We start from the raw sequence: 16532 nt of genomic DNA, 5'->3' as shown, positions 1-16532 counted from the left end.
GCGCATGGGTGCGTCAATGGCAGCAGCCTGTCGGCCGCGGTCTTGGCGGCACGCGGTGGCCGATGCTAGACGTTGGCAGCCATTACGACAGGCTAAGAGCCGGATAGTGAGCCATATGCCGCAGTTTTTGCGCCTTGTCCTTGTACTGAGTTGCCTGTCTGCGTCGTGGGCAAGCAATGTCCCCGCCAAGGCAACCGACCTCGGCGATCTTTACCAATCGCAGACCATCGTCACCGGCCAGGGTGAAGAAAACCGTCAGCTCGGCTTCAGGACTTGCCTCGACAAGGTCCTCGTCCGTGTTTCGGGCGATCAGCGGCTGCTTGCCAGACGCGAAATGGACGCGCTGCGCGACAAGGCCGGCAGCTTTGTCGACTCGTTCCGGTACCGCGACCGGCTGGAAGGCATTCCGATCCATGACGAGCAAGGCACGCATGACCGGCCGCATGACCTCACCTGCCTCTACAAGCCTGATGTGATCGACAAGGTGCTGGCGTCGCTCGGCAGCAAACCCTGGCTTGGCGAGCGGCCGACGCTCACCGTCTTTCTCACGACCGAACAGGGCGCTCAGCATTTCGCACTGACGGCCGAGGAAAAGCGTGGCGAGACGATGCGCGAATCCTTCGTCAATGCCACCGGTCCAACACTGATGCATGTCGTCTTTCCGAAGGCCGCGCAGCTTGGGGACCTGAGCGAAGAAGCGTTGCGCGCGGCCGGCATGGCAAGGCTCGATCGGCTGGCCAAACAGGCCGGTGGCGCCAGAGCGCTCGCCGGCAGCATCGTATGGAGCGACAAGGAATTCGGCTGGATCGCCGATTGGCGGCTGGCCGATCACGGCAAGACCTATCGTTGGCAGGTGCGTGGGGTCAGCTTCGACGAGGCGTTCCGTGTCGCCATCGGAGGCGCGGCGCAGATCCTTTCGGGTAATGGGCAGCCCTGACCCAATAGGCGTGGTGGGACAGCGCTGTGGCAGCTTTGACCCCTGGCACAAACGTGTCGCATTGGTCAGCACCAGGGGCTCGTGGTAAAAGCCGTCGATCCGGAGTTTTGGCCATGAACAAATTCACCCCAGCAAAACCTGCCGGCGCGCGCAGCGTCGACGACGTCACCGGCAGCCGCCGCCTGCGCCGCATGCGCAAGGCCGACTGGTCGCGCAGGCTCGTGCAGGAGAACCGGCTTTCGGTCGACGACCTGATCTGGCCGATCTTCGTCGTCGAGGGCAGAAATGTCCGCGAACCGATCGCCGCCATGCCCGGCGTTTTCCGCCTTTCGGTCGACCTTGCCGTCAAGGAAGCCGAACGCGCTGCCAAGCTCGGCATTCCGGCACTAGCCACTTTCCCCAATGTCGATCTCGGCCTGCGCGACCAGACAGGCTCGCACATCCTCGACCCGGAAAACATCATCAACCGCGCCACCCGCGCGATAAAGGACGCGGTGCCCGAGATCGGCATCATCACCGATGCCGCGCTCGACCCGTTCACCAGCCATGGCCATGACGGCATCCTGCGCGACGGCATCATCGTCAATGACGAAACCGTGGAACAGGTCGCGGCGGCTGCCGTCATCCAGGCGGCGGCCGGTGCCGACATCATCGCGCCTTCGGACATGATGGACGGCCGTATCGGCGCCATCCGCGACGCGCTCGACGCCAACGGTTTTCAGGACGTGGCGATCATGTCCTACGCCACCAAATTCGCCTCGGCCTTCTACGGCCCCTATCGCGAGGCGGTCGGCACCGCCGGCCTGCTCAAGGGCGACAAGAAGACCTACTATATCGACCACGCGAATTCGGACGAGGCGGTGCGCGAGGCCGAACAGGACATCGCGGAGGGCGCCGACATGCTGATGGTCAAGCCCGGCCTGCCCTATCTCGACATCATCCGCCGGCTGAAGGACGAATTCCAGATGCCGACCTTCGCCTACCAGGTGTCGGGCGAATATTCGATGATCAAGGCGGCGGGTGCAAATGGCTGGATCGATGGCGAGAAGGCGATGCTGGAATCGCTGCTCGCCTTCAAGCGTGCCGGCTGCGATGGCATCCTGACCTATTTCGCGCCCGAAGTGGCTGTGATGCTGAAGGGCTAGCCCCGACTTCCCGGGCAATGCCTTTCAGTAGGTGTCACCACTCTTTCGATCGGTCGGCGGTTCCTTCGAATTCCCGCTGACAAAAACCGGCAGCCGCGGCTATGATAGTCGCACGGCCGGAGGCGGCCGGCAGCCCGCACCTCGGACAAAGAGGTATGGCGAACGCCTTCAGAGGATGCTCCCTGACCCGTTTCACCGTCGGGCGAAGGCGTCGGCAATGCGGGCACTGACGAAGGCTTCGCCGTGACCCGAGGAAACGGACATGCTTGCCTATCGCGATGCCAAGACCATGGCGAAAGCCATGCGGGAGGCGCTTGCCGCCCGCGACCTGACGATCAGCCACAGTGACGCCCTGGAGATCGTCGCGCGCCAGTTTGGACTGGCGAGCTGGAATATTCTGTCGGCGAAGATCGAAGCGCCGCCTGCCGGCCAAGACAAGATCGTCTTCGAGCGAACCGCGCCGATCGTTCGCATCTTCGACGTCGCCAAGGCGCACGAATTCTACCTAGGCTTCCTCGGCTTCACCGTGGACTGGGAGCACCGCTATGGGGAAAGTTCCCCTCTCTATACCCAAGTCTCGCGTGGCAACCTTGCACTGCACCTGTCCGAACATGCGGGCGACGCGACGCCTGGCGGCAACATGGTCGTTTATATGACAGGCATCCGCGACTTCCACAAAGAGCTTGCCGGCAAGGAGTACCGCTACATGAATCCCGGCCTGGAGCATGAAGACGGCCGGCTGACGGTGGAGGTCATCGACCCGTTCAGCAACCACATCCGCTTCATGGAACTGACGGGCGAATGAGCTGATATCGCGGCGGCCTGGGCGGCCGTCACTGGCCGTCCGGGCCGACCGCTAAAAACAGTCCCGACATCGCCTGGCGGCAAAGGTCCGGATACATACTTTCGATCCGAAAATACCGCTTGCAATTCGCAATCAGTTTGCTAAAAGAAAACCACTTGCAAATTACAACTGGTTATCGAGGAGGTCTTCATGTCAAAACTTCGTGTCAACGCGTTTACCCTCTCGCTCGACGGCTATGGCGCCGGTCCTGATCAGGATCTGCAAAATCCGCTCGGCATCGGCGGAGGATCCTTGCACAAGTGGTTTGTCGACACCCGCACCTTCCGCAAGATGGTGCTCGGACAAGATGGCGGCACCACCGATACCAACGAGGCGTTCGCGGCGCGCAGCTTCGAGAATGTCGGCGCCTGGATCCTGGGTCGCAACATGTTCGGGCCGATCCGCGGAGAATGGCCTGACGACAAGTGGAAGGGCTGGTGGGGCGACAACCCGCCCTACCATGTGCCGGTTTTCGTGCTGACGCACCACAGGCGGGGATCGATCACAATGGAAGGCGGCACCACCTTTCACTTCGTCACCGACGGCATCCATTCGGCGCTCGAGCAGGCGAGATCGGCGGCTGGCGGCAAGGACGTGCGGGTCGGCGGCGGCGTCGATACGATCCGCCAGTATCTCCAGGAGAGGCTGATCGACGAGATGCACCTGGCGATTTCGCCTGTGCTGCTTGGCCGGGGCGAGAACCTTTTTGCCGGCCTTGACATGCCCAAGCTTGGCTACGCGTGCACCGAACAGGTGGCGACGGCGCTGGCCACGCACGTGGTTATCAATCGGGCTTAAGCTCGGCGCCGCCCCTCATCCGCCTGCCGGCACCTTCTCCCCGTATAGTGACGGGGAGAAGGAAGGGTCACTCAATATTTCTCCGGCACGTAAAGCTCGCGCGGCAGGACCTGGCGTTCGTATTCCGGGTTGAAAACGCGCTCCGGCAGCGTGATCTCCTCGTGCGGCACCTCTTCATATGGCAGCTGCTTGAGCAGATGGTCGATGCAGTTCAGGCGTGCCCGCTTCTTGTCGTTGCCCTCGACGATGTACCAGGGCGCTTCGGGAATGTTGGTGCGGGCGAAGGTTTCTTCCTTGGCCTTGGTGTACTGCTCCCAGCGCACCCGCGACTGTAGGTCCATCGGCGACAGTTTCCACTGCTTCATCGGATCGTGGATGCGCATCAGGAAGCGCATCTGCTGTTCCTCATCGGTGATCGAGAACCAGTATTTGACCACGGTGACGCCGGAGCGCACCAGCATGCGCTCGAACTCCGGCACGTCGTGGAAAAACTCCTCGACCTGATCGGGGCTGGCGAAGCCCATCACCCGCTCGACGCCGGAGCGGTTATACCAGGAGCGGTCGAACAGCACGATCTCGCCGCCTGCGGGCAAATGCGGGACATAGCGCTGGAAATACCATTGCGACTTCTCGCGTTCGGTCGGCGCCGGAAGCGCCACGACGCGACAGATACGCGGATTGAGCCGCTGGGTGATACGCTTGATGACGCCACCCTTGCCGGCGGAATCGCGGCCCTCGAAAATCACCACCAGTTTCTTCTTGTGATAGGCGACCCAGGACTGCAGCTTGATCAATTCGGACTGAAGGGTGATCAAGTCGCGAAAATACTGCATGCGATCGATCGAAGGCGGATGCGAGTTCTTGTAGATCTTGGCGATCTCCATCGACAGCGCCGGTTCCGACAATTCGAGTTCATAATCTTCGTCGAGCGTGTCGGCGAGTTCAGCTTCAAGCCAGTCCTTGGCAGGGGAATTCTGTCTTAGCTCGGTCATATCAACTGCTCCGCTTGCAAGCCTGTCGGTTCCCTGGGGCGTCCCCAAATTGCTGCCAGCGGCCGGGAATGGAAACACCTGAGCCGACTTCAATATAGGCCGGCGGTGACGGTTTTATTGCAGCCCGGGCGCGATTTGCCGCCGGTGCAAATTTCGCGACGCATGATCGATCGGCGTCATCGCATGGCGACAAGCCGACCGAATTGTCCTACAAATCCCCGGTCGCGTTCCAGGCCTGCCCCTTGGCGGCACGCCTCTTCAACAAAATCGTGAGGATCTGACATGGAATACCGCACCCTTGGCCGTTCCGGCCTGAAGGTTTCGACACTGACGCTTGGCACAATGACCTTCGGCGGCGCCGGGCCTTTCGCCGCGGTCGGCAACAGCGATCTCGCCGAAGCAAAGCGGATGATCGACATGTGCATCGACGCCGGCATCAACCTCATCGACACCGCGAATGTCTATTCGAACGGCCTGTCGGAAGAGATCATAGGCGAAGCGCTCGGCGGCAAGCGCAAGAACGACGTGCTGATCGCGTCCAAGGCCCGGATGCGGATCGGCAAGGGCCCGAACGACGAGGGCCTGTCGCGCCATCATCTGATCCGTGAATGCGAGAGAAGCCTGAAGCGATTGAAGACCGATGTCATCGACATCTATTTCGTCCACCAGTGGGACGGCCTCACCCCGCTCGAGGAAACCGTTGCCGCGCTCGACACTTTGGTCAGCCAGGGCAAGGTGCGCTACATCGGCTGCTCCAACTATTCGGGCTGGCAGGTGATGAAGGCGCTTTCCATCAGCGACAGCCGCCACCAGCAACGCTTCGTCACCCAGCAGATCCACTATACGCTGGAAGCGCGCGAGGCCGAGTACGAACTGCTGCCGATCTCGGTCGACCAGGGGCTGGGCGTGCTGGTCTGGAGCCCGCTCGCCGGCGGCCTGCTGTCGGGTAAATACCGCCGCGACAGCCCGACCGCCCGCCAGCTCGCCGGCTGGTCCGAGCCGCCGATCCGCGACGAGGACCGGCTGTGGCGGATCGTCGATGTGCTGGTCGAGATCGGCAGGGATCGTGGTGTTTCGGCGGCACAGGTGGCGCTCGCCTGGCTGCTCGGCCGCCCTGCCGTCTCCTCGCTGGTGATCGGCGCCCGCAATGACGTCCAGCTGAAGGACAATCTCGCGGCCGCCGCCCTGGTGCTAGGCACCGAGGAACGCCAGCGTCTCGACGCCGTAAGCCGGCCGCCCCTGCTCTACCCCTACTGGCATCAGCAACTGACAGCGAAGGATCGCTTCGGCCCCGCCGATCTGGTTCTCGACCGCAGCGATATCTGATCAGCGTCAGGTCGAGAGCGAGGGCTAGCTCTCGATGAACCGCCAGAGTTCGGGATCGGGTTCGATCTGGCCGCCGAGCACGAAATATTTGTAGAGGACGAGCAGGGAGATCGCCTGCTCGTCCCGTTCATTGGAAAATTTGCGGCAGTAGGCATTGGCCGTGGCGATGATGCGCTCCGCCGCGGCCGGATGCCGTTCGAAATAATCTACCTTTTCACGGAGATTGGAGAAGTCCGGGTCGAGCGGCGCATAGTGGACTCCAGCCTCGAGCTGGCTCTCGCCAAACCATGTCTCGTAGGTCGGCGGCGGCATCAGACAGAGCGAGTTGGAGTTCATGATCCATTTGAGGTTGGTCGCCACGTCATTGCCCTCCAACGAGACGATGTAGCGATAGCGCAGGTGCTGGCTGATGCTGAGGAAGGGCTTGCTGTACGCAGCCGGTGCATTGCGCTTGTGCGAACCGACGTCGCAGAACGGCAAGTCGCGCGCGACATCCAGGAACCGTGTCCGGATCGGATTGTTGAGGTCGCCGCGCCAGACCACAGCCGGGCGTTTGTCGGTGAAGACGACGGCGTCGGTGGGCATGTGAAAATGGCGGAACTTATTGAACTTCATGACGACGGCGTTGCCGTTGTCGGCGCGGATCGGCCGGTCCTTGACGAGCGTCGGCAGCTCGGGCACGCCTTTTACGTCGCCGAACTTCAGGTCGATGAGCAGTGACGGATCGAAATAGCGGGCAAATTCCTTCAAGTCGTAATAGTACATGCTCGGTTCAAAAGGCAGCTGGTCGATACGCACGGCATCCGCGCTTGGCGTAAAAGCGTCCTGCAGCTTGTTGTAGTGATTCAGCCGTCGGCGCACGGCCTCATCCGAGAGCCTGGCCTGTTCCAGGCGGCCCGCCAACCGTCGTCGGAAGATCGCCTGGGGTGCGATATCGCGGATCACGTTTCGCGCGTAGTAAAAGACCTTTGCGGTCGTTCGTTTTATGGTGGCCATCGTTCTTTTGATCAGAGATAAACGCGATTAAACAAATGACGGCCGGGACGGTTCCCTCGGCATGATCGCATGATTGGGCCACGCAATCCAGCGCTGCCCGAACACGTGGCAGCCGGCCGAGACGAGGTGCCCGGCAACTAGCCCGTTATGTAGCGCCACACCTCGGCATCAGGTTTGATCTGGCCCGAGAGCACGAAGTATTTGTAGAGCACCAGCAGAGAGATCGCCTGTTCGGTCCGCTCGTCGTCGAATGTCCGGCAATAGGCATTCGCGGCGGCGATGATGCGCTCCGCCTTGGCCGGATTCCGCTCGAAATAGGCCACATGGTCCGCAAGGTTCGAGAAATCCGCCTCGAGCGGCACATAGTGCACATTGGCTTCGAGCTGCCGCTCCGCGAACCATGTCTCATAAGTCGGCGGTGGCATCAGGCAAAGTGACTTCGAGTTCATGATCCATTTGAGGTTGGTCGCTACATCATTGCCTTCGAGCGAGACGATGTAGCGGTAGCGCTGGTGCTGGCTGATGCTGAGAAAAGGCTTGGCGTATTCGGCCGGCGCGTTCGGCTTGTGCGAGCCGGCATCGCAGAACGGCAGGTCGCGCACTGCCTTGAGGAATCTTGTCCTGATCGGGTTGTTGAGATCGCCGCGCCAGACCACGGTCGGCAGCTTGTCGGCGAACGCAATAGCGTCAGCCGGCATCTGGAAGTGACGAAACTTGTCGAGCTTCATGATGACGGCGTTCCGGTCGTCATCGCAGATTGGCCGATCCTTGACGATAGCGGGCACCCTAGGCACGTTCCTGACGTCGCCGAATTCGAGGTCGATGAACAAATCCGGATCGAAATAGCGGGCGAATTCCTTCAGGTCGTAATAGTACATGGTCGGCGTGAACGGCAGCTTGCTGATGCGCTTGGCATTGGCGCTTGGCGCGAAACAATCCTGCAGCTTGTTGTAGTAATTCAGCCTGCGGCGTGCCGCCTCACCGGAAAGCCTCGCCCTTTCGAGCCGGCCGGCCAGCCTTGCGCGAAACAGCGTTTGCGGAGCGACATCGCGCACGACGTTTCTCGCATAATAGAAAACTCTTGCGGCGGTCCGCGAAATTGTGGCCATCGGTCACTTGATCAAAACAAACAGGCAGCTCTCAATTCATTGGCGCCCCGCATTTCCTACATCATTGTGGCGCCCATCTGGCAAGCCCCCGCATCTCTTCCAGCAAGCATCCAGCATTGTCGCTTCAGCTGTTGTGTTTGACGGCTAATGCTCCTAGGCAGGTTCAGGGCCGCAAGGCAGTGATAAAAGGAGCCGATATGGCGCGAGCACCCAACTACGATCAGGAACGCAAGGAGCGTGACCGCCAGAAAGCGGCCAAGAAGGCTGAAAAGCTGGCGGCCAAGGTTGCCGCCCGCGAACGTTCGAAGCCCGAGACCGAGACCGAGACCGAGACCGAAACCGAGGAGTAACGGCATGCGGCCCGCGAATGCGGGCCGTGCCTCAATCCGAATTGTCGGTATCAGCCTATGTCAGGCTGGCGCCTTGTCACTGATGAAAACATCCACCTCCCGCGCCGCGGCGATGAAAGCGCGTCGGGCATTCATCGCCGGCTTGTCGCCGGCGAGTGCGTCGTGGCAGGCCTGCAGCGCCGCACGATGCTTGGCGCTGCGCTTGCCGGGCCAGCTGTTGAGCAGGTAATCGGAAGCTTCCCTTGCCGAACGCAAGAGCTGAGTGCTTCCCGCCGTGACGGACTTGACGGTCACGGGTGTTTCAAACCGATTGTTTTCCATTGCCGCTCTTACGCCATCGGCTTGCTTGAAGCGAGGCCGAAAGTGCGCTTCGCGTCAGATGCGGCCTGTTTTCCGGCGAATGCTGCCCTGCATCGACCGCACTAGGCGGCGACGACGGCAAATCCCCTGGCGCGAAGGCCACGTCGGTCGTTGGCAAGCGACGTCACCAACCGGTTACGGCTGCCGACGATGTGGGCCGACAGCAGCCGCGTGGCTTCATCGGCCTGGCCAAGGCGTGTCGCGGCAAGGATGGCGCGATGTTCGAGCCAGGCACGGCCAAGGGCCGTTTCGTCACGCACTTCCAGCCAGCGGGCGCGCGACAGCCGCGTCATGGCGTCACGAACCGCCCGGAACAGGAATTCGTTGCCGGAGAGCCGCGCCAGCTCGATGTGAAAATCCATGCCGACACGATGCCATTCCTCGCGCTTGGTATTTTCGTCGCAGGAATCGAGCATCGCCTCGATGACATCGATCGCGCTCTTGTCGGCTTGCCCGCACGTCAGCCGCAGCGCGGCGACCTCGACCGCCTCGCGATAGACCGCGATCTGCTCGAGCTCGGCCAGGTTGATGGGCGAGACCGTCCAGCCGCGCCCGTCCCTGCCGACCAGGCCCTCGGTCTCCAGCCGCAGAAGTGCCGCCCTGACCGGCGTGCGCGAGGCGCCGAAACGGCCTTCGATCCAGCGTTCGGTCAGCCGCTCTCCCGGCCCGACCTCGAGAGCCAGGATCATCTCGCGAAGCTGCCGTTCGACATTCTGCATCTGCGACATCGCGCGTCCTTTCCGAAGCCGCATTGACAGCGGCGGGCTTGAAGTTCATGACGGATACCAGATTGGTATCCCAAAATGGTATCCGCAACAAGCGCCGACACCGGGCAGGCAGGACATGACACAGGAAGACACGCGGCAGAGCGGCTACAACATTCACTGGCGGCGCAATCTTGCCGTCTGTTTCGCGGGCTCGTTCAGCACGCTCATCGCCATGACCCTGCTCTTGCCGTTCCTGCCACTCTATGTCGAACAGCTCGGCGCACAGGGTCATGCGGCCATCGTGCAGTGGTCCGGCATCGCCTATGGGGCCACCTTCTTCGCCGCGGCAATGGTCGCGCCGCTGTGGGGACGCCTGGGCGACCGCTACGGCCGCAAGGTGATGCTGGTCCGCGCCTCCTTCGGCATGGCGATCTGCATGTCGCTGACGGGCATGGTCGAGACGGTCTGGCAATTGGTTCTGCTGCGCCTGCTGATCGGCTTCGCCGGCGGCTATTCCTCGGGTTCAACCATATTGGTGGCCATGCAGACGCCGAAGGAGCGCTCCGGCTGGGCGCTTGGCGTCCTGTCGGCGGGTATCACGGCGGGCTCGCTGGTCGGCCCGCTGCTCGGCGGCGTGCTGCCGCCGGTAATCGGCATTCGCGCCACCTTCCTGTTGTCGGGCGGCGTGATCTTCCTCGCCTTCCTGGCGACGACGTTCCTCATCAAGGAGAGCCCGCGCCCAAGGCCGGCCGAGGCCGCGCCGGCGGCAAAGCCGAAAAGCGGCTGGTCTCAGATCCCGGACAAGCGCCCGGTCGTGGCCATGCTGACCACCGGCATGCTGCTCGCCTTCGCCACAATGTCGATCGAGCCGATCATCACCGTCTATGTGCAGCAGCTCATCGAGGACCAGGGCCGGGTGACGCTCGTCGCCGGCGTTGTGATGTCGGCGGCCGCGCTCGGCACCATCCTGTCGGCATCCTGGCTCGGGAAGCTCGCGGACCGGATCGGACACTGGAACGTTGTCGTGGGAGCGCTGGCCGTCTCGGCGCTGCTGCTCATCCCGCAGGCTTTTGTCACCAACAGCTGGCAGCTTATCGGCCTGCGTTTCCTGATGGGCCTGGCGTTGGGCGGTCTCCTGCCCTGCATCACCAGTGTCATCAGGCACAATATCCCCGACGGCGTTGGCGGCAACGTGCTTGGCCTGGCGATCTCGGCGCAGTATGTCGGGCAGGTCGCGGGACCGCTGGCCGGCGGTTTTGTCGGCGGCCATTTCGGCATGCCGTCGGTGTTTCTCGGCACATCGGTGCTGATGGCCCTCGGTGCCGTCTACAACTGGATTGTCCAGTCGCGGCGGACGCGGCATATGGCGCTGGAAGCGGGCAAGCCCTGACCCTTGGCCGACCTGCAAAAAGAAGGAGCACGCCGACCATGAACCTCGCCGATCCAAACGGCAGCCGCCTCCTCGTGCTTGCCGGCGGCCTCGTCGGCGCCGCGGGCGTGGCGCTGTCGGCAGCGGCGGCGCACCGTGGCGGCGCCTTCACCGGCACGGCCGCCTCGTTCCTTCTGATGCATGCGCCGGTGTTTCTCGCCATTGGCCTTGTCGGCGCGAACCGCTGGCTGCGAATGGCCAGCCTGGTCCTGCTCGTCGGTCTCGTGCTTTTCGCGGGCGATCTTCTCGCCCGCGATTTCCTGGGATCGAGACTGTTTCCGATGTCGGCGCCAATCGGCGGCACCTTGCTCATCGTCGGCTGGCTGGCAATAGCAATTTCTGCCCTGGCTCGCCCACGTTCCTGAGATTCAAGCCAGCAGGATCAGCGCCGACGTTCGGGTCGGATCAGCAGATCACGATTGCGCGCGGCCGGCCTCTTCAGACATCTGGACTCTGGCCGCTCGGCGGCGGGCGAGATACCCCAGTAGTTGCGGTAAATGTCTTCGAACAGATGCTGGATGGGGTGCATGTTTTTCTCCTTCCAATTGAATCGATCCAATCGCAAGCACAAAAAGGGCAATGCCGATCAGCTCCGCTTGCGCCCTACGAGGAAGCGCAAGTCGCGAATCCACGGACTGGTTCTGTCGCGGCGCTTCTGGCTGTTTGTCGCCGACCCGATATTCCAGTCGTTGCGGTAGATGTCTTCGAACAGATAGTTGATGGGATGCATCATTCCCTCCGAGGTCAATCAACAGGCTAAATCCGCCAATTTGGATCGATTCAAAGATAGGCCTTTCATTGGCGACGGTCAAGCAAAATTTGAATCGATCCAACGAAAGTGCTAGATGCGGCCCAAGAACGTGCTAAATGCATGTCAGGAGACCCGCGCAAATGGCGTCACTTACCGCAGGCAATCGACGACCCGTCCGGCTGGCCGATATCGCCAAGGCCGCCGGGGTTTCGCACGGCACCGCGTCCAATGTATTCAGCCGGCCCGAGATCGTGCGCGAGGAAGTTCGCGAACGGGTTCGCGCAGCCGCCGAGGCCATGGGGTATGGCGGCCCCGATCCAAAGGGCCGGCTGCTGCGGGCCGGCAAGGTCAACGCCATTGGCGTTGCCACCGCAGAGCCCCTCTCCTACTTCTTCGACGATCCGTTTGCGCGCGTCATGATGGCGGGCATCTCACAGGCTTGCGATGCAACCGGAGCCGGCATCTCACTGGTCTCGGCCGCCAACAACGAACAGCTTGCCTGGAACATCCAGAGCGCGCTGGTCGACGGCTTCATCGTCTTCTGCATCGAGGGCGGTTCGCGCCTGGTGGAACTGGCACGCGAGCGCAAGCTGCCCTTCGTCGCGCTCGACCTCGATTCCGAGGACGGGTCGGTCGCCGCGATCGGTGTCGACAACATCGCCGGCGCCGGCATGGCGGCCCGCCATCTCACCGATCTTGGACATCGCCGCTTCGCCGTCCTTGCGCTGCCCTTCGCCGACGACAGGACGGGCATTGTTTCGGCCGAACAGGTACGGGCCGCTACCTATGCAGGGACGCGCAACCGCCTCACGGGCTATCTCCGGGAGCTTTCGCGGGTTGGCGTCGATATATCCAAAGTGCCCGTCTACGAGACCGCCAACGACGTGGCGAGCACGAAGGCGGGGCTCGAAACCATCTTCGCCTCCGACGCGCCGCCCACCGCCATCCTTGCCATGTCGGACAGAATGGCCCTGGTGGCGCTCGAATGGCTGAGCGCACGCGGGCTCAACGTGCCCGACGATGTTTCCGTCGTCGGGTTCGACGATGTTCCGGAAGCAGCGGTGTCCAAGCCGCCATTGACCACGATCGCCCAGCCGATTGCCGAGATAGGCCGCCTTGCCGTCAGGGCGATCCTGGAGAGCGATGGGCCGGTCAGCAGGCATCAACTGCCGGTCGAACTGATCGTGCGGGGCTCGTCGGGTCCGCCCCGCGCTTGAACCGCCGCCGAACCGCCTATCGGTTGGCTCTTGCCATGGCGGAGAGGCCCAAAGGCGCACGGACCGGCGCGGGATCCTTTTGGGCCGTGCGGGCCTTGGCCGAGCCGCCGATGGTCGACAGCCATTCGAGATAGAAGGCGAGCGCGAACTGCATGGCGATGCCGGCCGATATCAGCAGGCTGTCATAGACGAACCCGCCTGGATTGATCAGCTTCATCACCTGAGCGACCATTGCGATCACCGTGCCGGCGATGAAGACCGGCAGCGATCGTTTGCCCAGTATCGCCAGCGGATGATCAGGGCTGGTGCGGAACAGGCTGGAGAGCGCCGGCAGAGCGACGACGAGGTAGCTGACCGCCAGGATGTGCAGCAGCCGCGGCAGCGACAGGAAGGTCTTGTCGAAGCCGCCGATCACCACCGGCAGGTTGAACCAGGTTATCTGCCCCCAGAGCGGGCTGTGCACCCAGACCAGCGCCGCCAGCACATAGGCGGCGGCCGCGCCGACCAGCCAGCGGTTGACCGGAATGACACCGCCGCGCCTGACATGCAGCATGGCGACAAGGCCGATGTTGAACAGGAACTGCCAGGACAGCGGGTTGAGGAACCAGAAACCGGGCTCGGGATAATTGGGCGGCGCGATCTGCCAGATTCCTGCAACGAGCCACAACGTGCCGGATGCGACAAGGGCCGCGACGGGCCGGTAGCTGACGAACAGGACAAAGGCCGGCGCCATCAAAAGCAGCGCCGCATAGACCGGCAGGATGTTGTTGTAGCCGAGCTGGTGGCCGAGCGTGACGATGCCGACCAGCACTTGCGGCGGGTTCTTCATCAGCGGCTCGATGTTGATCAGCTTCACCAGTTCCGGCCGCTTGGCAAACACCGCCACGGCGCAGAACAGGGCCATCACCACCATCGTCGTGACGATATGGGCGACATAGAGCACGCCCGCCCGCCGCCACATCTTCAAGGTCGCGAGAAGCCGGCCACCCGGGCGGAACTTCGTGCCGTAGGCGAGCGCGACCGAGATGCCGGAAATCAGCACGAATGCCTCGGCCGCGTCCGAGAAACCGAAATTCTTGTAGGTCAGCGCCTCGAAAGCCGTGCCCGGCACATGGTCGATGAAGATCGTGAGCAGGGCCAGCGCGCGCAGTACATCGATACGCGTGTCGCGTTCGGGGATACGCAAATTGCGATCCGGCAAAACAGGGGTAGTCATCGACAAAAGGCCTCAAAGCTGGTTGTTCATGTCCAGCAATGCGACCCCCGACGCACCGCTTCGATTCCTCCCACCGGAGTGTATCGGCGCAGAAACGGGCTGGAATGCGCCTGGTTCGATCAACTTTCGCGGAGCATGAAAATATTGCGTTTTGAAGCCGGCAAATTGAGCGGAACCTCATATAATCAAAGGGATGCGAGATGACCGGCGACAATGTCGACAGCGGCCCGCTAACGCTGGATCTGACCTTTCCGTATCGCCTCCTCCGCCCCGGCGAAAAGAGCCGTGAATGCCTGTTCCTGCTGCATGGATCGGGCGTCGGCGAGACAAGCATGGTGGCGCTGGCGAGACGCTTGGCGCCCGATGCCGTCCTGATCGCGGTGCGTGGCCGTGTCCCCCAGGAGGACGGTTTTCGCTGGTTCGAGCGAATCACGCCGACCACTTTCGACCAGGAAAGCATCCATTTCGAAACCACCGCCTTCGCGGCCTTCGCAAACGAAGCCGTCGCGCGCCATGGGCTTGATCTCGATCACGCGACATTCCTTGGCTATTCGAACGGCGCCAATCTGGTTTCGAGCCTGATGCTGCTCCATCCCGGCATCGTCCGCAGCGCTGCGCTGTTGAGGCCGATGCCCGTGCTCGACGAGGTCCCGGCGACGGACCTTGCGGGAACGCGAACGCTGATCATTGCCGGAGCCGCCGACGAGACCTACGGGTCTTTCGCGCCGGCGCTGGTGACGCTGCTCAGCCGGCACGGCACCGAGATCGACGCCCGGATTGTTCCATCGGGCCACGAAATCGGCGAGCCGGACGCCGCGATCGTCGGGCGATGGCTGCCGGGATCGGCGTGGACGCGCGCGCCATCGCGATAGGCAATCAGGGCAGGCGGTGCTGCCGATGCCATCAGCCGACGTGATGCTGGCTTTGCTCGCCCAGATGGCGGGAGCCTACCCCCTCCCCATCCGGTTCCAGGCATCCAGCCCGGCGATCTTGTAGGCCTCGGCCAGCGTTGGGTAGTTGAAGGTGTTGTTGACGAAGAAGTCGACCGTGCCGCCGAGATTGATCACCGCCTGGCCGATGTGAATGAGTTCGGTGGCGCCCTCGCCGACGATGTGCGCGCCGAGCAGGCGCCGCGTCTCGATCGAGAACAGCAGCTTCAGGAAGCCGGTGTTGACGCCCATGATGTGGCCGCGCGATGTCTCGCGAAAGCGCGCGACGCCGACCTCATAGGCGGCGCCGCTCTCGCGCACTTGCTCCTCGGACTGGCCGACGGTGGAAATCTCCGGCACCGCGTAGATGCCATAGGGGAACGTCTCCGGCGGCGGCGGCAATGACACGCCGAAGGCATGACAGGCAGCCACCCGGCCCTGCTCCATCGAGGTGGAGGCAAGGCTCGGAAAGCCGATGACGTCGCCGGCGGCGTAGATATTGGGCACGCTGGTCTGAAACGTCTGCGGATCGACCTTGATGCGGCCCCTGGAGTCGGCCTCGATGCCGACCACGTCGAGGCCAAGGCTGCCGACATTGCCGGTGCGGCCGGCGGCATAGAGCACGACCTCGGAGCGGATGGTGCGGCCATCGGCCAGCTCCACCTCGGCGGCTTCCGGCTTGGAGCGGATTTCCTTGACCGCGCTGCCCAGCCTTATGGTCATGCCACGGTCGCGCATCTGGTGGATGAAATCGTCGACGATCTCGCGGTCGACAAAATCGAGGATGGAGTTGCGCGGCTCGACCAGCGTCACCGGTACGTCGAGCGCGGAAAAGATCGTGGCGTATTCGACGCCGATGACGCCGGCGCCGATCACCGTCAGCGTGCGCGGCAGCCGGTCGAGTTCGAGCATCTCGTCGCTGTCGAAGACACGGGTCTTGTCGAAGGGCACGTCGCGCGGCCGATGCGGCCTGGTGCCGACGGCGATCAGCGCATTGGCGAAGCCGACTTCGCTATAGTCGCCATTGTCCGATGTCAGGCTGACCTTGTTGGGGCCGAGAAATTTTACCGCCGCGCGCGCACTTTTGACCGTGTTGCGCATGAACTGGTGTTGCAGCACCTCGACCTCGTGGTCGAGCGTCTTGTGCAGGCGCTCGATCAGGTCGCCGACCGAGATGTCCTGCTTGACCCGGTAGCCGCGTCCATAGAAGCCGCGCTCGCGCCAGCCCGAGAGATTGAGCACCGTTTCGCGCAGCGTTTTCGAGGGAATGGTGCCGGTGTGCACCGAGACGCCGCCAAGACGCCGGCCGCGGTCGACCACCAGCACCGATTTGCCGAGTTTGGCCGATTGCACCGCCGCGCGGCGGCCCGAGGGGCCGCTGCCGATGACCAGCATGTCGTAATCCATATGTCCCCGTCCCTCGGCG

General features: G+C 62.8%; 19 protein-coding genes. 10 read left to right on the top strand and 9 right to left on the bottom strand.

Annotated features, from left to right (window positions below; genetic code table 11):
* The first annotated feature begins 115 nt into the window (after window positions 1-115).
* From EN808_RS06915 to EN808_RS06900, 4 genes are all read left to right on the top strand, one after another.
* Window positions 116-937 carry a DUF2066 domain-containing protein gene (locus EN808_RS06915; RefSeq protein WP_135915423.1) on the top strand — a complete coding sequence of 274 codons (822 nt, stop codon included), beginning with the start codon at window positions 116-118 and terminating at the stop codon, window positions 935-937.
* Window positions 938-1050: 113 nt separating this feature from the next.
* Window positions 1051-2082 carry a porphobilinogen synthase gene (gene hemB, locus EN808_RS06910; RefSeq protein ID WP_127280910.1) on the top strand — a complete coding sequence of 344 codons (1032 nt, stop codon included), beginning with the start codon at window positions 1051-1053 and terminating at the stop codon, window positions 2080-2082.
* 262 nt (window positions 2083-2344) lie between these two features.
* Window positions 2345-2887: a glyoxalase superfamily protein gene (locus EN808_RS06905; protein WP_135864016.1), complete on the top strand. Its 543-nt coding sequence runs from the start codon at window positions 2345-2347 to the stop codon at window positions 2885-2887.
* A 189-nt stretch (window positions 2888-3076) separates the two neighbouring features.
* The gene (locus EN808_RS06900) at window positions 3077-3724 is read left to right on the top strand and encodes a dihydrofolate reductase family protein (RefSeq protein ID WP_135915422.1); all 648 of its coding nucleotides are present in this window, start codon (window positions 3077-3079) and stop codon (window positions 3722-3724) included.
* A 71-nt stretch (window positions 3725-3795) separates the two neighbouring features.
* On the opposite strand, the gene ppk2 is transcribed toward EN808_RS06900, so the two are convergent.
* Entirely contained in the window at window positions 3796-4716 is a 921-nt protein-coding gene (ppk2, locus tag EN808_RS06895; RefSeq protein ID WP_127280737.1) for a polyphosphate kinase 2, read from the bottom strand.
* A 282-nt stretch (window positions 4717-4998) separates the two neighbouring features.
* On the opposite strand from ppk2, the gene EN808_RS06890 reads away from it, so the two are divergent.
* Window positions 4999-6042, top strand: coding sequence for an aldo/keto reductase (locus tag EN808_RS06890; RefSeq protein ID WP_135864011.1), 1044 nt, complete (start codon window positions 4999-5001; stop codon window positions 6040-6042).
* A gap of 24 nt (window positions 6043-6066) precedes the next feature.
* Here EN808_RS06890 and EN808_RS06885 read toward each other — a convergent pair whose 3' ends face one another.
* Both EN808_RS06885 and EN808_RS06880 read right to left on the bottom strand, forming a co-directional pair.
* Window positions 6067-7038: a glycosyl transferase family 90 gene (locus tag EN808_RS06885; protein WP_135864009.1), complete on the bottom strand. Its 972-nt coding sequence runs from the start codon at window positions 7036-7038 to the stop codon at window positions 6067-6069.
* Between the two features lie 137 nt (window positions 7039-7175).
* Window positions 7176-8147 carry a glycosyl transferase family 90 gene (locus EN808_RS06880; RefSeq protein WP_135864007.1) on the bottom strand — a complete coding sequence of 324 codons (972 nt, stop codon included), beginning with the start codon at window positions 8145-8147 and terminating at the stop codon, window positions 7176-7178.
* A 197-nt stretch (window positions 8148-8344) separates the two neighbouring features.
* Between EN808_RS06880 and EN808_RS06875 the strand changes: the two genes are divergently transcribed.
* Entirely contained in the window at window positions 8345-8497 is a 153-nt protein-coding gene (locus tag EN808_RS06875) for a hypothetical protein (RefSeq protein ID WP_135864005.1), read from the top strand.
* A 60-nt stretch (window positions 8498-8557) separates the two neighbouring features.
* Here EN808_RS06875 and EN808_RS06870 read toward each other — a convergent pair whose 3' ends face one another.
* Complete coding sequence (locus EN808_RS06870; protein WP_027146689.1) at window positions 8558-8818, bottom strand: DUF982 domain-containing protein; 261 nt, start codon at window positions 8816-8818, stop codon at window positions 8558-8560.
* A 101-nt stretch (window positions 8819-8919) separates the two neighbouring features.
* The gene (locus tag EN808_RS06865; protein ID WP_135915421.1) at window positions 8920-9585 is read right to left on the bottom strand and encodes a GntR family transcriptional regulator; all 666 of its coding nucleotides are present in this window, start codon (window positions 9583-9585) and stop codon (window positions 8920-8922) included.
* A gap of 115 nt (window positions 9586-9700) precedes the next feature.
* On the opposite strand from EN808_RS06865, the gene EN808_RS06860 reads away from it, so the two are divergent.
* A complete protein-coding gene (locus EN808_RS06860; RefSeq protein WP_135864001.1) occupies window positions 9701-10954 on the top strand; it encodes an MFS transporter in 1254 nt (417 codons plus the stop codon).
* Between the two features lie 38 nt (window positions 10955-10992).
* Window positions 10993-11358, top strand: a complete 366-nt coding sequence (locus EN808_RS06855; protein ID WP_135863999.1) for a DUF423 domain-containing protein — start codon at window positions 10993-10995, stop codon at window positions 11356-11358.
* Window positions 11359-11375: 17 nt separating this feature from the next.
* Here the strand turns inward: EN808_RS06855 and EN808_RS36225 are convergent, their stop codons facing one another.
* Window positions 11376-11522, bottom strand: coding sequence for a hypothetical protein (locus EN808_RS36225; RefSeq protein WP_189343629.1), 147 nt, complete (start codon window positions 11520-11522; stop codon window positions 11376-11378).
* Between the two features lie 57 nt (window positions 11523-11579).
* Window positions 11580-11723, bottom strand: a complete 144-nt coding sequence (locus tag EN808_RS36220) for a hypothetical protein (RefSeq protein ID WP_189343628.1) — start codon at window positions 11721-11723, stop codon at window positions 11580-11582.
* Window positions 11724-11884: 161 nt separating this feature from the next.
* On the opposite strand from EN808_RS36220, the gene EN808_RS06850 reads away from it, so the two are divergent.
* Complete coding sequence (locus EN808_RS06850; RefSeq protein WP_135863997.1) at window positions 11885-12961, top strand: substrate-binding domain-containing protein; 1077 nt, start codon at window positions 11885-11887, stop codon at window positions 12959-12961.
* Window positions 12962-12977: 16 nt separating this feature from the next.
* On the opposite strand, the gene EN808_RS06845 is transcribed toward EN808_RS06850, so the two are convergent.
* Window positions 12978-14177, bottom strand: a complete 1200-nt coding sequence (locus EN808_RS06845; RefSeq protein ID WP_135863994.1) for an OpgC family protein — start codon at window positions 14175-14177, stop codon at window positions 12978-12980.
* Window positions 14178-14377: 200 nt separating this feature from the next.
* On the opposite strand from EN808_RS06845, the gene EN808_RS06840 reads away from it, so the two are divergent.
* Window positions 14378-15049, top strand: coding sequence for an alpha/beta hydrolase (locus tag EN808_RS06840; RefSeq protein WP_135863992.1), 672 nt, complete (start codon window positions 14378-14380; stop codon window positions 15047-15049).
* A gap of 75 nt (window positions 15050-15124) precedes the next feature.
* Here EN808_RS06840 and sthA read toward each other — a convergent pair whose 3' ends face one another.
* A complete protein-coding gene (sthA, locus tag EN808_RS06835; protein ID WP_127869649.1) occupies window positions 15125-16513 on the bottom strand; it encodes a Si-specific NAD(P)(+) transhydrogenase in 1389 nt (462 codons plus the stop codon).
* Between the last annotated feature and the right edge of the window lie 19 nt (window positions 16514-16532).

Source organism: Mesorhizobium sp. M8A.F.Ca.ET.165.01.1.1, from assembly GCF_004792065.1.
In the GTDB taxonomy this organism is placed as follows: Bacteria; Pseudomonadota; Alphaproteobacteria; order Rhizobiales; family Rhizobiaceae; genus Mesorhizobium.
This window is presented reverse-complemented; position numbering and strand designations above follow the sequence as displayed.

Excerpts from the sequence above, each read along its gene's own strand:
- EN808_RS06915 (WP_135915423.1), top strand. The coding sequence starts at position 116 with ATGCCGCAGTTTTTGCGCCTTGTCCTTGTACTGAGTTGCCTGTCTGCG.
- hemB (WP_127280910.1), top strand. The coding sequence starts at position 1,051 with ATGAACAAATTCACCCCAGCAAAACCTGCCGGCGCGCGCAGCGTCGAC.
- EN808_RS06905 (WP_135864016.1), top strand. The coding sequence starts at position 2,345 with ATGCTTGCCTATCGCGATGCCAAGACCATGGCGAAAGCCATGCGGGAG.
- EN808_RS06900 (WP_135915422.1), top strand. The coding sequence starts at position 3,077 with ATGTCAAAACTTCGTGTCAACGCGTTTACCCTCTCGCTCGACGGCTAT.
- ppk2 (WP_127280737.1), bottom strand. The coding sequence starts at position 4,716 with ATGACCGAGCTAAGACAGAATTCCCCTGCCAAGGACTGGCTTGAAGCT.
- EN808_RS06890 (WP_135864011.1), top strand. The coding sequence starts at position 4,999 with ATGGAATACCGCACCCTTGGCCGTTCCGGCCTGAAGGTTTCGACACTG.
- EN808_RS06885 (WP_135864009.1), bottom strand. The coding sequence starts at position 7,038 with ATGGCCACCATAAAACGAACGACCGCAAAGGTCTTTTACTACGCGCGA.
- EN808_RS06880 (WP_135864007.1), bottom strand. The coding sequence starts at position 8,147 with ATGGCCACAATTTCGCGGACCGCCGCAAGAGTTTTCTATTATGCGAGA.
- EN808_RS06875 (WP_135864005.1), top strand. The coding sequence starts at position 8,345 with ATGGCGCGAGCACCCAACTACGATCAGGAACGCAAGGAGCGTGACCGC.
- EN808_RS06870 (WP_027146689.1), bottom strand. The coding sequence starts at position 8,818 with ATGGAAAACAATCGGTTTGAAACACCCGTGACCGTCAAGTCCGTCACG.
- EN808_RS06865 (WP_135915421.1), bottom strand. The coding sequence starts at position 9,585 with ATGTCGCAGATGCAGAATGTCGAACGGCAGCTTCGCGAGATGATCCTG.
- EN808_RS06860 (WP_135864001.1), top strand. The coding sequence starts at position 9,701 with ATGACACAGGAAGACACGCGGCAGAGCGGCTACAACATTCACTGGCGG.
- EN808_RS06855 (WP_135863999.1), top strand. The coding sequence starts at position 10,993 with ATGAACCTCGCCGATCCAAACGGCAGCCGCCTCCTCGTGCTTGCCGGC.
- EN808_RS36225 (WP_189343629.1), bottom strand. The coding sequence starts at position 11,522 with ATGCACCCCATCCAGCATCTGTTCGAAGACATTTACCGCAACTACTGG.
- EN808_RS36220 (WP_189343628.1), bottom strand. The coding sequence starts at position 11,723 with ATGCATCCCATCAACTATCTGTTCGAAGACATCTACCGCAACGACTGG.
- EN808_RS06850 (WP_135863997.1), top strand. The coding sequence starts at position 11,885 with ATGGCGTCACTTACCGCAGGCAATCGACGACCCGTCCGGCTGGCCGAT.
- EN808_RS06845 (WP_135863994.1), bottom strand. The coding sequence starts at position 14,177 with ATGACTACCCCTGTTTTGCCGGATCGCAATTTGCGTATCCCCGAACGC.
- EN808_RS06840 (WP_135863992.1), top strand. The coding sequence starts at position 14,378 with ATGACCGGCGACAATGTCGACAGCGGCCCGCTAACGCTGGATCTGACC.
- sthA (WP_127869649.1), bottom strand. The coding sequence starts at position 16,513 with ATGGATTACGACATGCTGGTCATCGGCAGCGGCCCCTCGGGCCGCCGC.